We start from the raw sequence: 14201 nt of genomic DNA on the forward strand, positions 1-14201 counted from the left end.
CCTAATCCAGATAAGCCGGCTTTAAGATAAGTCCTGTAAAGGGGGGAACAGACATATACTGTTTGCCCATCTTACCATAATGCCCCCCTCTGTTTCCACCTCCATAATACTCCGAATCGCTGTTAAACACAACTTGGTACTGCACGCCGTCGAAGGGTCCTAAGTGATAATTTACAATCTCATGCTCATTAAAATTTAATACAGCGAGTGTATGGTTGGCAGGATCTTTCGCTTTTCGCAGATAAGCAAATAATCCTCCTGTTTCCCGTCCCAGTTCTATCCATTCAAATCCTTCACTCTCTCTGTCAATCTGGTGTAAGGATTGCTCCTCACGATATAAGCGATTTAAATCGCCTACCAGCCTTCGCACTCCTTCATGGCGCGAGTGGTCTAGCAAGTGCCAATGCAAGGCATGATCCTCAGCCCATTCACTAGTTTCCGCGAATTCATTGCCCATAAACATCAGCTTTTTGCCAGGATGTGTATATAAGTAGGTATAAAGAACACGCAGATTCGCAAATTGCTGGGCTTCATCCCCAGAGCTTTTCCAAACCATTGGATTTTTTAGGTGGACAACCTCGTCATGAGAGAAAGGCAGTAAAAAATTCTCTGAATAATTATACATCATCGGGAAAGTAATTTTATCCGGATCCTCCCGGCGCTGATTCGGACTTTTCTTTATATAACTAAGAGTATCATTCATCCAGCCCATATTCCACTTATAATCAAATCCCAACCCTCCGTGATGTACAGGGGTTGTAACCCCTTCCCAGGAAGTGGATTCTTCGGCGAATGTTAATATTCCCGGAAATTCGCGATGAATGATGGTATTAAAACTTTTTAGGAAATCAATGGCCTCCAGATGTTCATTCCCTCCATATTTATTAGGAGCCCAGTCGCCGGAACCTTTGGCATAATCCAGATATAACATAGAAGCCACCGCGTCAACACGGAGTCCGTCTATATGGAATTTTTGACACCAATAATAAGCATTAGAAATTAGGAAGTTACGTACCCCCGGCTTTCCGTAATCAAAAATATACGTTCCCCACTCTTTCTGCTCCCGCTTTCGTGGATCGTTGTACTCATAAAGCGGTTCTCCGTCAAACATCTGCAATCCCTGCTCATCTTTGGGAAAATGACCGGGCACCCAATCCATAATTACCCCAATCCCAGCCTTATGAAATTCGTTAACGAGGTACATGAAGTCTTTGGGTTCTCCAAACCGACTGGTAGGAGCAAAGTAGCCGGTTATCTGGTAACCCCAGGAGGGATCATAAGGATGCTCTGCTACAGGCATAAGTTCTACATGCGTATATCCCGATTCTTTTACATAGGGTACCAGTTCCTGGGCCAGTTCCCGGTAGGTCAAATATTCATTATTATCCGGACCTTTTCGCCGCCACGAAGCCAAGTGAACCTCATAAATAGATATGGGTTCGCGAAATGACTGATGATCTTCCCGGCTGTTAAGCCAGCTTTCATCATCCCATTCAAACTCACTTAAATCATATACCAGAGAAGCGGTTTTGGGCCGCACTTCTCTCACCGTAGCATAGGGATCAGATTTTAAAAACGGAGGAGCATCTTCTGCTGTTTTGAGCTCAAACTTATAGAGCGCCCACTGGCCAACATCCGGTACAAAGATACTCCATATTCCCGTATCATCGTCTCTTTCCATGGGATGTTTGCGTCCATCCCAATCATTAAATTCTCCAACAACGCTTACCGAATGAGCATGGGGAGCCCAAACTGCAAAATGCGTGCCTTCATCTGTGGGATGTGCTCCCAGCGTTTTGTGTGCACGATGAAACGTTCCTTCTTTCCACTGATGTATCTGCTCTGTCTTTAATGGTTTTTCCATTGGCGGCCCTATTCAATTAGAATGCAAGATATAAGGATTTTCTTTTCCTCTGACAAGATAGAAAGATATCTTAAAATGCTCAGCAGAGGTTACTGTAAGCAATATGTTTTACATCTAAGCTGCAACTTCTTTCTTAAAATATTTGAAAAACTCGTATCGGAAAATTATAAACCTTTATAAAACAACCGATCCCCTAAGCTTTTATATTAATCAATTCAATTATGGGAAAATACCCATTTGCTCATACATTACTCCAACTTTTTCTATAGCACTTAAAAAAGCGGCCGTACGTAAATCAATATCATGTTTTTTACGGAGCTCATTCAGTTCTTCAAAAGCATTAATCATGGTTTCTTCAAGCCCGGAATCAACCAAATCATACTCATCGGCCCCCTTAGCTAGCTCCTTCATTTCTTCTTCGGTAAAAGTTCGGTCAGAGCTATTTTCAATGACATTCAGAATTTTACGATAGCTCCCTTCTTCAAACCGTTTTTCCATTCGCCCAAAACGGACATGCGATAAATTCTTCAACCACTCGAAATAGGACACCGTAACGCCTCCTGCATTAAGATAACTGTCGGGAAGAATCAGTTTTCCTTTTTCTTTTAGCATATTATGGGCTGTTGCAGTGGTTGGGCCATTCGCTGCTTCACCAATAATTTTCGCTTTTATATTTGCGGCATTCTTTTCATTAATTTGATTTTCAAGCGCTGCTGGTATAAGGATATCACACTCCGCTTCTAAAACAGCGGTATTATCCTTCATTTTTTTAGTATTTTTAAAATCCAGAATAGATCCCGTTTCTTTACGAAAGGTCATCAGTTCTTCCAGATCAATACCATCGGGGTCGTAAATCGAACCTTCTATCTCTGCAACCCCCACCATTTTAGCACCTCCTTCTATCATGTATTTTGCGGTATGATATCCGACATTCCCCAAGCCCTGTATAACAAAAGTTTTACCTGCAAGCCCGGTCTCCAGACCTACCTCTTCCATACTATGCTTATCATTGCAAGCTTCCCGAATACCAAAAAACACACCACGTCCCGTAGCTTCTGTTCGTCCCCGCACTCCTCCCTGGGGAATCGGCTTACCCGTAACACAAGCCTCAGCATTAATATCAGACTTTAACTGGCGATAGGTATCTAAAATCCATGCCATCTCCTCAGCACCTGTTCCATAATCCGGCGCTGGCACATCCGAACCCGGACCTAAGAAGTCTTTTTTAATCAGCTCATAAGTATATCGGCGTGTAATACGCTCAATTTCAGCCTTCGAAAAATTAGTGCGATCTATCTTAATTCCACCTTTTGCGCCACCGAAGGGGACATCTACGACCGCGCATTTATAGGTCATAAGTGCTGCCAAAGCCATAGTCTCGTCTTCGTTGACGGTCATACTAAATCGTATACCCCCTTTAGTAGGTAATTTATGATGACTATGCTCAACTCGCCAGCCCTGAATAACCTCTATGGTTCCATCATCCCGTTCCAACGGAAAAGTAATATGATAAACGTTGTTACAAATTTTTATTTGATCTAATAGCCCTCTGTCATACCGGGAATACTTTGCTGCCGCATCAAAAGCCCGGTTAACCTGCTTAAAAAATTTATAGTCAGACATAAATTAATAGTTATTAAATATTGAACTCTCACTTAGCTGATAAATGAGAATCGGAATATTATAGAAGAGTATCAACTGCAATTAATACTGCCTTATCCTTTAAAAACGGCAGCTTCCTTTTTTTTCCAGTGCCGGGGTTCTCCATCAGTACGCATTAGAACCAAACTCTTGACGGAAAACGAAATATAAAACTCCCTCCCGATTGTATTTAAGATGCGCTCCTTTTCGTTTTGAGAAAGATCACCATACAAGAGACTCAAGTGAGGGCTGTAACTGTTTGTATCAGGACAATCGAAGAGGTGACAACTTCGTTTCCGCAGTTCATCCAACACTTTATTCTTCTGAACATAAATAAACAGAGACTGATAAAACGTATCTCGATAACCAGCCTTGCTCAAAGTTAGCTCAAACGGAGATACCGATGCTGCCAGTGTATTGAGCAGAGCCTTCATCTCCGTTTCCGATCTTTTCAATCCGCTAATGAGCGTTACATGTGGTTCAAACGAAGGAGTATCATACTTTTTACTTAACTTATTGATACGTTCTTGTAATTGATAAGCGATGTCGCCGCTGGGTTGCAACCATATTGTATAAACCGGTGATGCTGACATAAGGCAAGGCCTCCATACCAATACTAGTTTATGAATTACCCATGAAAGTTATAATAAAGGGATATTAATATCCTTTAATCAAACATAAATAATTAAAACAATTTTAGGAACTAGTACATATTGGGACCGGATTTCAACTATAAATGACAGAGCATATAGAAATTTTATGCCCGAACCCTAGCAAAAAAATAAAAGGGCCCCGACAAAAGCCGGAACCCTTTTTGTACAGCTCATCACAATCCCTGACCCTAACATTATAAAAATTGTTAAAAGATGCCAGAAAGTCTTCAAGAAAAGTAATAATTAATTATAGGAGCTAAAATTAGTGCGCCTTTTGACCTTCTACATGAAAAACATTAACAATAAAGACAACCCCCAGGCTTCCCAGAAAAGCAAACACTAATCCAAAAGGCAAATCCATCGCTACCATAATGCTACCCACAACGATTGATCCTATTATACCCGACAATACATTGGGGACTAATCCTATCGTTGTATTATACATTGCCAGCTTAGCAACAGCTCCTACTACCATCCCAAGAGCTAATAGCCAAAAAATTGTTGTCCCGTCTAAAACTTCCATTCGTTTTTCGTTGTTTTATAGTTACAATTACAGATTAATAAAATAACTTTTTTTCATCATTTTTGGAATCATGATCTTTCTTTCATTTAAACTATGTCCGATCAACCTGTTCGAAAAATAATTCATATCGATATGGATGCATTTTATGCATCCGTCGAGCAGCGTGATTTTCCCAAATATCGGGACAAGCCGGTTATTGTTGGCGGTTCGCCCGATGGACGGGGAGTAGTAGCTGCTGCCAGTTATGAGGTGCGCAAGTTTGGAGTTCATTCTGCCATGCCAGCGGCAAAAGCAATCCGGCTCTGTCCCCATGCCATTTTTGTAAAGCCAAGATTTAAAGTTTACCGAAAAGTTTCAAAACAAATTCGGGAAATATTCTTTCAATTCACTGACCTGGTCGAACCGCTTTCCCTCGACGAGGCCTATCTGGATGTAACCGAAAATCATATCGATCTTCCTTCTGCTACCCTCATTGCTCAAAAGATACGGAAACTAATAAAAGAAAAGACTAATCTTACTGCCTCTGCCGGCGTAGCTCATAATAAGTTCTTAGCTAAAATTGCTTCCGATCTTGACAAGCCAGACGGGCTGAGTGTCATCCTTCCTGCAGATGCTAACGATTTTTTAAAAAAATTGAATATCGGAAAATTCCACGGTGTGGGAGAAGCTACAGAAGCCAAAATGAACGCCCTCGATATTTATACCGGAGAAGATCTGCTACAGTGGTCTGAGGTAGATCTGGTTCAAGAGTTCGGAAAAGTAGGACGACATTACTATCGTATTGTGCGCGGTATTGATCACCGGGAGGTAAAACCACATCGCATTCGAAAGTCTATTGGAAAAGAGCGAACATTCACTGAGGATATAAACGATTTAGGCTGGGTTAACAACTTTTTAAGTGAACTTGCACAGGAAATATCCGAGAGTATGAAAAACAAAGAAGTGGCCGGCAAAACAGTAACGCTCAAAGTCCGATACGCTGATTTCGAAACCATTTCCCGAAGTACCTCTTTCAGTCATTACATCAATGAAGCGGAAGATATTAGCAAAACTGCTATTCAGCTACTTGAGGAAACCGAAGTAGGAGATCGCAAAGTACGCCTGCTGGGCATTACCCTTTCCAATCTAAATCTGGGTCAGGCCGGTCGCTATAAACAGCTGGAAATTCCCTTTAATAATACAACGACAGATCCACACAAATAAACACTGGATATTTTTTTATCTTTTGAGGCCAATTTGTAATCAGTAATTATCCGAGAATCCTAAAAGCGGTTTATATATATCTGAAATGTCTTCCTATACACTCTCTGATTTTGAATATGACCTACCTGAGAAATTAATAGCCCAGGAACCCTCCAATCCACGCGACCATGCCCGCCTGTTAATCTATGATCGGAAGACAAAAAAAATAACCGACGATGTTTTTTATAACATCCAGGAATATCTACCTGAGTACACCACCCTGGTTCTTAATAACAGCAAGGTGGATAAATGCCGTCTGCTTTTCGATGAGGGGAAAAAAGAAATTTTTATTCTGGATACGGTCAATGATACTACTGTCCGGGCACTGGTGCGTCCCGGTAAAAAATTTAAAAAAGGGAAGACCGTTCAGCTAACTGACGAAATTAAAGCGACGGTATTAAATATTGACGAAGAGGGCATCCGAACTCTGCAGTTAGAACCTTCGCTTAACAGTAATGTATATAAATCCCATCGGCATACTCCCTTCCCTCCATATATAGAGCAAGACGAATCTCTTTCTAAAGAATATCAAACTGTATATGCCCGCAGCCATAAATCAGGGGGGAGTAAAGCGGCCCCTACTGCCGGACTCCATTTTACCGATGGACTGCTTGAAAAACTCCAGGAATCCGGTATAGAACAAGCCGAGGTAACGTTGCACGTTGGACTGGGAACCTTTGCTCCGGTCAAAACTGAAACTATTGAGGAACATACGATGCATTCCGAGTGGTTTAAGCTTACCGCACAAACAGCTCAGCAGCTCAACCGTTCAAATCATATTACAGCCGTAGGTACTACCAGCGTCAGGGTATTGGAAAGCTGCCTGCAAGATAGCAGCCAATTTTCCTCTACCACAATGGATACCGACATATTTATCCGGCCCGGCTATCATTTCAAGGCTACAGATGCGTTGATCACTAATTTCCATCTGCCTAAAAGCACTTTACTAATGCTGGTTGCCGCCTTCACCGGATATGATGAAATGAAAAAAATATATCAGCATGCCATCGACGAAGAATATCGTTTTTACTCCTTTGGCGATGCCATGCTGATACTGTAAACTATTCGATAATTAAAATGAAACAGAATCCTACTTATTGCTTATCTGGATTTTGTTCCTGCTCCATTTGATTCATCTGTTCCTGCATGTCGTTACTGTCAACCATTTTCACCTGGTTTTTAAGTGATGTTGCAAGCTCTTCTACATCATCTTCTGACAGCACTTCATTCAAATCTTCGATACCAACCTTTTGCAGCAGATTATAAACCATGCGATTGAAGAGCATTTGTTGTGCTGCAGAGCTAAGCTGCATCAACTGCTCCTGAGGAACCTGTGCGCCGGAAAGCTTCACTTTATTCATGACTGGCTCCAGCAATGCCTCAATCTTTTTCGACATCTGCTTTTCCAGCTCTTTAGCATCTTGGTTTTCTTTACTGGTTACTTCATTGCCCTGTGGGTCAACTAATTTCATGTCAGTATTTAGTTTTTTAGCATTTTCTTCAATTGTTTAACAATGTACAATAGGATATCGTTTATATTGGGAAACGGCAAATTATCCAAAGATTCACTGTATAAGGTTTTTTGATCATGTTTTATGATTATAAGACATAGTCATTCTTTCACCTTGAAATCGCCTTTTAATAAATGTTTAATCAGATAATGACTCGATATATAAAATAATTGCCTCGATCTCCTGATCAGACAAAACACCCAAAAATGAAGGCATTTCGGCTTCGTATCCCTCAGCAACTTTTTCGTTAGGCTCCAGAATAGATTCCTTGATATAGTCTGCATCTGCTACGACGGTTGTGCTGTCTTTTAGCATGCGCTCAGAATTAAACAATCCTTGTACAGTAGGGCCAACTTTGCCCTCTGCTGTGCCGTCAACAGAGTGACATGCAATACAGCCCGTCTCCTGGAACAATTCTTTTCCGCGCTCAACTGTTACCGGTATTTCTTCCTGTTGTCCATCAACCTGGCGATATTTTTCACTGAGTAACTCTTCTGTATTCACCTCTGGAAAGCCTTCCGCAGAAAAATCTGCAGGACGGACCTGATTCACCGTAAACCAAAGCTTGTCCTCAATAGTAGAATCATTTTCTGTCTTAAAATTGTACGAAACTTCCATCTGCATAACTTCCTGCATATCAGGAACTGCTAAAAATACACCTTGTTGATCTCCAGATAGATGAGCTGAGAATACAGGAAGCATCTCTTCGCCCGGAGAACCATCCAGTTTATAATGTCCTGACCCATACTTTTCTGTGCGCTGATAGTTCCACCGCTTAACCTGGTAATTTGCTATATTCGCAACTGTTTCCTCATCCAGTTCTTCCCCAAAACGAATAAGAATACCACTCTCATATACTCCGAATCTTTCTGGCAGCAAGCTATTCTCACCAGTATCCCGAAGCCGGATAAGCGCACTAATTTCTTCAGAGTTAGATCCCCAAAGCGAAAAGCCCCCTACATATAATTGTCCATCTACAGGATTTATATCTCCTTTCTGGGTTGGAGCAGGATAATATCCCGGTATAACCGAAACAGCTCCCTGTGCAGCCTCCCCGTCAATACTATCAATAAGCACTTTAAATAATCCAGGCCGACCATAGGATAGATGGATCATCTGCTCATTTAATGATCCCATTTTATCACTGTCAATCCATACCTGGCCGGCTCCCGAACGATCTACGCTATGGGGAATCCAGGTAAGGGGTGGCGTTGTCTCCTGCGGCACAGGATCGCGATGGGCGGTAGCTGGCACTCCGTAATAGTCTCCTTCATCTACCAGCATAATTGGGGTTGAAGGCATCGAATGTCCCTGTTGGTCGGAAGCAGACAAAATACCCTTCTCAGGATGCATACCCAGGTACGGCCCCCGGAAACCCGTAGCATAATGATCAATCTCCTGCCCATCTGAAGATATTTTTGATATAGATCCTGCATACTGCGAACCCACCCGAAAGCCTGCCAGTTCCTGTCGAACGGTAGTTGCTGTTTCAGGTCCCATGTCCAGCGCCCCAAATTTGGACACATAAAAGGATCCATCGGGAGACACAACCATATCGCTTGCCCATTCCCTGGTTTCCATGGACTGTTCCATCAGGCTGGAGAAATTTTCGTAATAATCTGCGTTCCCGTCATTATTTTTATCGTTAAATCGCACAATTCCTTCCTTCCCAAAAGTATAAATAGTATCCTGTACAATCTCGATGCTTTGAGGCTCATACAAGCCGGAGGCGTATCGGTTCCACTCGAGAATTTCCTCTTCCTGACCGATGCCCTCGACGATCCAAACGTCCCCTTCAAAGGTTACAACGGCTGCACGCCCGTCACTAAAGAAAGCCACATCTACAACGCGCACATTTCGGTCCCAGGGATTAGGCAGAGGCAGCGTTAACTGGTCGACAGCATAGGCTGCAGTGTCCGGTGCGAGCTGGGCTTTTGTACGTACCGTCTGCGTCCAATAGGACGATCCTCCATCGCTTATCTCTGGAACTTCTAACGACTGAGATTGTGCTTCGTTCATCAGCTGCGTAAAAATATCTCTTTCTGCTTGTTCTCCCTTCCAAAGGATCAGGCTAAATGTCGTATTTTCAGATGCAGCCTCCGCAGAAACCTGAACAGTTACATAGCGATCATCAATCACTTCAATGGAAATGCCCGGAGCTTCTGAAACCATCCCAACTGCTGTTACCATGTTTTCTTCCTGATGTATCCAGGCAGTGCTATCGGTTACCTCACTATTTTGAGCATTCGTGACCTCTGCGGCAGCCAGCGAAAGCGATTCATTGGAAGCGCCAACTTCAAAGGTTCTAAGAAAAGCCGTTTCATCATTGGATTGAACACTGCCCGGTAGTTCAAGAATATCAGTTCCACCGATCGTATAATCCAGAACTACATCCTCGCCTTCCACATGAACCCCATTCCAGCTTCCGATTTCACTGGGTAATGGACCCCAGGCAGAATTTTCCGAATCAGTAGAAGAGGAACGAGGATCACTAAACTGATGGGTCCCAGCCATCCAGCCGGGATATAACCCCGTTGCAATTTTTGGATCACCCTCTATTGTGGGGATTTCATTATCCTTATTATGAAAATCGTGATATGAAATCTGGGCCATATTAACCATGGCAATAAAATCTCCGGTCCAGGCTGCCGACCATCGCAACATATCCGTATCGAAGCAGCTATAGGCTTCCGATCCCAGTTGAATTGCCAAGCAACGCGGGGCAACATTTTCTTCAGGAAAACTATTGCCTAATTCACGAGCATCCAGAGAGGTAGTAATAAAAGGGAATTCAGGCTCTACAAAAGGAGCAAGGTCTTCCGCGTTAAGTTCCTGAGAAGTAATAACATCTCCTTGCTCTTCCTCATTACTGCAACCAGTCAATAGTATTACAGCAGAAAAGAACGCACAAATAATGAAGATGGAATATGGTTTAGATTCTGATATAAAACGAGCCCTCATAAACACAATATTTAGACTTTCAAATTAAAAGTGTACTATCCACAAATTTTAGCTTTATATATTTATTAAAAAATAAAAGAACGACTCTTTCTTCTTTTAATAACCACTTGTATAGTATTTTTACCGTATCCAAAAACTCTAATTTATTCTGAAGATACCGTAACGCCTGGTGGATAGGCATAATCATTCCACAGTCTATCAAGTTCTTCGGGATCAGGTTCGCCATCCAATGTAATATATCGATAACGCATTACATAGGGAGACCCTGGTTCTATAACCATATCACCAAGCTGCATGGGTGCATATACAAAATAGGGAATATCCGGATGGATACGCACCGGTTGTGGGGACCGATAATTGTCGGGATGACTTAAAATAGCAATTCCTGCTTTCTCACCTTCGACCCTTCCCCCCATATAGCTCCATTTAGCACGGGTGGCATTAGCATCTTCCCGATCAAGCCCTTTAGAAGTCAAAAAGCTAACATTCTCCGGGTTGCTCCAGTTCTCATGTCCCCGGAATGCCGCTCCGCCATAATGGTATTCCGGAAGTACCAAGGGTTGGGCGGTATTGGCCGTATGGGTCATTGTGATATCAAAGATGTGATATGGGCTTTCATCCGGATTATTATATGTTCGCAATTTCCACTCTTCGTTGAGAGCAATGACAGGAGCCGACGAAGACAGATCTACATAATAATTTTTAGCCTTTAAACCACTGTGTACAGGCCCCTGCCAGGCCGTCTCTACCGAATCGGCATGATCCACTCGTGCCGTATTATTGTGTGCATTCCAAAAGTCGGGAGTTCGTCCCTGAAATTCCGTATTGGTCCACGCCGACCAGATACCGTAATGGTGCGGATGTTGTTCGGTATCCAGATGGCCGGTTACGCGTACGCCATTGGGCGAATAGACCGGATGGATATAGCCCCCGCGTTTATATCGCTCATCTAACCCTTCTGGCAGGATATTCTCTTTATAATAAAAAGACAAGATCGACTGATTTCCCTTTTCAAAGGAGAGCGTTCTCTCATTAAAAGTATAGGTAACCTCTTTTCCAACAGATGAAGCCGGAACCGGAGATTCCTCCATTCGGTATTTTCTTGTTGCCTTAGCCTCCAGGCTTTCTATTATAAACCACCCGGTATTATGGGCATCAACCTGAATAAGAGTGCTCCCTTCCGACTCACTTTCCAATTTATAGACGCCTGATCCTACAGAATCTGTAAGCGCAACGGATACTACCGTATTCAGACGATCAAATCCACCGGCCGAAACTGTAATATTATATTGAGCCTTTGCTTCCGAAGGAATAACACATCCAACAAAGAACGCCACAAAAAAGCCAACTAAAAAAGAAATGCTGTATTTTCTAAACATAGTCAAGAGGTTAACTTAAAAGTGTACTAATTCCTTCCGGCACTACTCCTATATCGATCCCCAGAAACAGCGTAAAGAGGAAATAAGTGAGGAGTGTAATCAACATTGCAAAGAATAAATTCAGAACCAGTCCGGCCCGTACCATTTGTGGTATGTTCATAACGCCACTACCATATACAATAGCATTGGGCGGGGTAGCCACCGGAAGCATAAATGCACAACTCGCTACCATCGTTATCGGAATGGCAAAGAGCAATGGATCCTGACCAATACCAATAGCTACCGAAGCGATAACCGGTAAGAAAGCGGCGGCAGTGGCAGAATTACTGGCCAGCTCAGTAAACATGATAATAATAATTGCAATAACAAATATGGCTAAAATTACAGGCCAGGTCCCTAAAATTGAGAAATACCCTCCGACCCATTCGGCCAAACCAGTACGCTGAATGGCTCCTGCTAGTGAAAGGCCACCACCGAATAAGATCAAGACTCCCCAAGGCACTTCTTCTGCATCCTTCCAGCGCATAATAAATACCGATTTGCCCATATTAACAGGAATAAGGAATAAAAGAAGTGCTCCGAATATAGCGATACTAGCATCGGAAAGGCCAGGTATGTATGATTCCAAAAGCGGACGGGTCATCCAGAGTGTAGCGACAAGAGTAAAAACTGACCCCACAATCATTTCTGGGCGAGTAATATTACCTAACCGCTCCATCTCCTCATCAATATATTTCCGTCCTCCTGGAATTGTTTTTAGTCGCACAGGAAATACGATACTTGTTAGAGAATAGAAAATAATGGGGAGTCCTAAAATAACCACGGGAACACCCAACCCCATCCATTGGGCAAACGTAATTTCCATATTGTAAGCATCGCTCACAAAGGCAATCATTAGGGCATTTGTGGGCGTACCAATTACGGTCCCCAATCCACCGACATTGGCCGCATAGGCAATTCCTAGCATTAAGGCCAAAGCAAAGTTCCTGTTTTGCCGCAGCTTTTCTGGGTCCTGGGTTCCGGTTTTAGTCAGCTGAATAACCGAAAGGCCAATAGGTAACATCATCATGGTAGCGGCGGTATTGCTAACCCACATACTCATAAAAGCGGATGAAATAATAAACCCAGCAATAATATTTCGGGGCTTTGCGCCAATAAAACTGATAATTCCCAAAGCAATGCGTCGATGCAGATCCCATCGTTTCATTGCAATTGCAATAATAAATCCTCCCAGAAACAGATAGATCATCGGATCGGCATAGGGAGCCGCCGCGGTATCTATATCAGTAATTCCAAAGATTGGAAACAGAACAAGCGGCAAAAGAGCGGTAGCAAAAATCGGAATCACTTCTGTTACCCACCAAGTAGCCATTAACAGTGCAACCGCCGCTGTTCGCCAGCCTGCAAGACTTAAATTTTCCGGCGGACTTGAAAAAAGCATGAGGACAAAGACTAATAGTCCTCCAAAGAATCCAATCCATTTAGTTAACGGAATGGGTTTTCCCTCGGCCTCTCCCATCCCAAATTGTGCTTCCTCACCTGATTGTTCTGCCTTTTTCTGTGAATCTGTTTCTTCCATTATATTTTACCCACAAAATTATTATTAATTTAAAATAAATTATTTAATCCCCTTCTATTTCTATTGTCTTTAGTCCTATAGTCGTTGTAAACTGAGTCCCCCGTCAACCATCATTACCTCACCTGTTGAATAGGGAAAATCTCCGCTCACAAGCGAGAGAACTGCTTTGCCAACATCTTCCGGATATCCCCACCGTGGCTGAATTGTTAGTCCTTCTGCAATCAATTTATCATATTTTTCTTCTACACCAGAGGTCATATCAGTTTTAATAATACCCGGGCGGACTTCATAAACCGGGATATCGTATTCGGCCATACGTGCAGCCCAAATCTTATTATGCATGGCTATCCCGGCCTTTGATATACAATACTCTCCTCGTTTGGGCGATACAATGGTTGCCGAAATAGATCCGATATTTATAATGCTTCCCTTAAATGAATCATCAGCTTTTTTTTGCTCTGCCAACCATCGTGCCACGGCCTGCGTGAGAAAATAAGGACCCTGAAGATTGATACGCATTAGGCGTTCAAAACTTTCTTCGCTAGCTTTTAGCGGATCCTGACGCTCTTTGGGAGCTACACCTGCATTGTTAACGAGAACATTGAGTCGCCCAAAATGCGAACGGATCTTATTAACAATAGCTTCGCGATCTTTAGCTAATCCTATATCTCCCTGGCAATAGATTACCTCAGCTCCCTCCGAACTCAGCTCCTCTATAACATCCTGTACCTTTTCCTCCCCGCGGACACCGTTAAAAGCAATATTATATCCGTTTTGGCTAAGTTTTTTGGCAATTCCCAATCCAATTCCCCGTGATCCACCGGTTACCAATGCAACAGGTTTCATAG

At 42.8% G+C, this 14201-nt stretch carries 11 protein-coding genes; 2 read left to right on the plus strand and 9 right to left on the minus strand.

Annotated features, from left to right (window positions below; translation table 11 throughout):
* Position 1: 1 nt before the first annotated feature.
* The 4 genes from glgB to ABEB05_RS12615 form a co-directional block, all read right to left on the minus strand.
* Positions 2 to 1864, minus strand: a complete 1863-nt coding sequence (gene glgB, locus ABEB05_RS12600) for a 1,4-alpha-glucan branching protein GlgB (RefSeq protein WP_265790631.1) — start codon at positions 1862 to 1864, stop codon at positions 2 to 4.
* A gap of 219 nt (positions 1865 to 2083) precedes the next feature.
* On the minus strand, positions 2084 to 3487 hold the full coding sequence (locus tag ABEB05_RS12605; protein WP_265790633.1) for a Glu/Leu/Phe/Val family dehydrogenase: 1404 nt from the start codon (positions 3485 to 3487) through the stop codon (positions 2084 to 2086).
* Between the two features lie 92 nt (positions 3488 to 3579).
* Positions 3580 to 4098 (minus strand): 2'-5' RNA ligase family protein, encoded by a 519-nt coding sequence (locus ABEB05_RS12610; protein WP_265790635.1) that lies wholly within the window; start codon positions 4096 to 4098, stop codon positions 3580 to 3582.
* 322 nt (positions 4099 to 4420) lie between these two features.
* Positions 4421 to 4681, minus strand: coding sequence for a hypothetical protein (locus tag ABEB05_RS12615; protein WP_265790637.1), 261 nt, complete (start codon positions 4679 to 4681; stop codon positions 4421 to 4423).
* Positions 4682 to 4774: 93 nt separating this feature from the next.
* On the opposite strand from ABEB05_RS12615, the gene dinB reads away from it, so the two are divergent.
* Positions 4775 to 5884 carry a DNA polymerase IV gene (dinB, locus tag ABEB05_RS12620; protein WP_265790639.1) on the plus strand — a complete coding sequence of 370 codons (1110 nt, stop codon included), beginning with the start codon at positions 4775 to 4777 and terminating at the stop codon, positions 5882 to 5884.
* A gap of 85 nt (positions 5885 to 5969) precedes the next feature.
* On the plus strand, positions 5970 to 6983 hold the full coding sequence (gene queA, locus ABEB05_RS12625) for a tRNA preQ1(34) S-adenosylmethionine ribosyltransferase-isomerase QueA (protein ID WP_265790641.1): 1014 nt from the start codon (positions 5970 to 5972) through the stop codon (positions 6981 to 6983).
* A gap of 34 nt (positions 6984 to 7017) precedes the next feature.
* Here queA and ABEB05_RS12630 read toward each other — a convergent pair whose 3' ends face one another.
* The 5 genes from ABEB05_RS12630 to ABEB05_RS12650 all read right to left on the minus strand — a co-directional run bounded on the left by ABEB05_RS12630 (position 7018) and on the right by ABEB05_RS12650 (position 14199).
* The gene (locus ABEB05_RS12630) at positions 7018 to 7395 is read right to left on the minus strand and encodes a hypothetical protein (RefSeq protein WP_265790643.1); all 378 of its coding nucleotides are present in this window, start codon (positions 7393 to 7395) and stop codon (positions 7018 to 7020) included.
* Positions 7396 to 7572: 177 nt separating this feature from the next.
* On the minus strand, positions 7573 to 10317 hold the full coding sequence (locus tag ABEB05_RS12635; RefSeq protein WP_345694290.1) for a DUF6797 domain-containing protein: 2745 nt from the start codon (positions 10315 to 10317) through the stop codon (positions 7573 to 7575).
* Positions 10318 to 10538: 221 nt separating this feature from the next.
* Entirely contained in the window at positions 10539 to 11774 is a 1236-nt protein-coding gene (locus ABEB05_RS12640; RefSeq protein WP_265790647.1) for a DUF6807 domain-containing protein, read from the minus strand.
* 10 nt (positions 11775 to 11784) lie between these two features.
* Positions 11785 to 13353 carry an SLC13 family permease gene (locus tag ABEB05_RS12645; RefSeq protein ID WP_265790648.1) on the minus strand — a complete coding sequence of 523 codons (1569 nt, stop codon included), beginning with the start codon at positions 13351 to 13353 and terminating at the stop codon, positions 11785 to 11787.
* Between the two features lie 75 nt (positions 13354 to 13428).
* Positions 13429 to 14199: a 3-ketoacyl-ACP reductase gene (locus ABEB05_RS12650; protein WP_265790650.1), complete on the minus strand. Its 771-nt coding sequence runs from the start codon at positions 14197 to 14199 to the stop codon at positions 13429 to 13431.
* Positions 14200 to 14201 lie beyond the last annotated feature (2 nt).

The organism is Fodinibius salicampi (assembly GCF_039545095.1).
Taxonomy (GTDB): domain Bacteria; phylum Bacteroidota; class Rhodothermia; order Balneolales; family Balneolaceae; genus Fodinibius; species Fodinibius salicampi.

Bases quoted from the DNA above. Each gene is read 5' to 3' on its own strand.
- ABEB05_RS12615 (WP_265790637.1), bottom strand. From the start codon at position 4,681: ATGGAAGTTTTAGACGGGACAACAATTTTTTGGCTATTAGCTCTTGGG.
- ABEB05_RS12640 (WP_265790647.1), bottom strand. From the start codon at position 11,774: ATGTTTAGAAAATACAGCATTTCTTTTTTAGTTGGCTTTTTTGTGGCG.
- ABEB05_RS12610 (WP_265790635.1), bottom strand. From the start codon at position 4,098: ATGTCAGCATCACCGGTTTATACAATATGGTTGCAACCCAGCGGCGAC.
- ABEB05_RS12630 (WP_265790643.1), bottom strand. From the start codon at position 7,395: ATGAAATTAGTTGACCCACAGGGCAATGAAGTAACCAGTAAAGAAAAC.
- ABEB05_RS12650 (WP_265790650.1), bottom strand. From the start codon at position 14,199: ATGAAACCTGTTGCATTGGTAACCGGTGGATCACGGGGAATTGGATTG.
- queA (WP_265790641.1), top strand. From the start codon at position 5,970: ATGTCTTCCTATACACTCTCTGATTTTGAATATGACCTACCTGAGAAA.
- ABEB05_RS12605 (WP_265790633.1), bottom strand. From the start codon at position 3,487: ATGTCTGACTATAAATTTTTTAAGCAGGTTAACCGGGCTTTTGATGCG.
- glgB (WP_265790631.1), bottom strand. From the start codon at position 1,864: ATGGAAAAACCATTAAAGACAGAGCAGATACATCAGTGGAAAGAAGGA.
- ABEB05_RS12645 (WP_265790648.1), bottom strand. From the start codon at position 13,353: ATGGAAGAAACAGATTCACAGAAAAAGGCAGAACAATCAGGTGAGGAA.
- dinB (WP_265790639.1), top strand. From the start codon at position 4,775: ATGTCCGATCAACCTGTTCGAAAAATAATTCATATCGATATGGATGCA.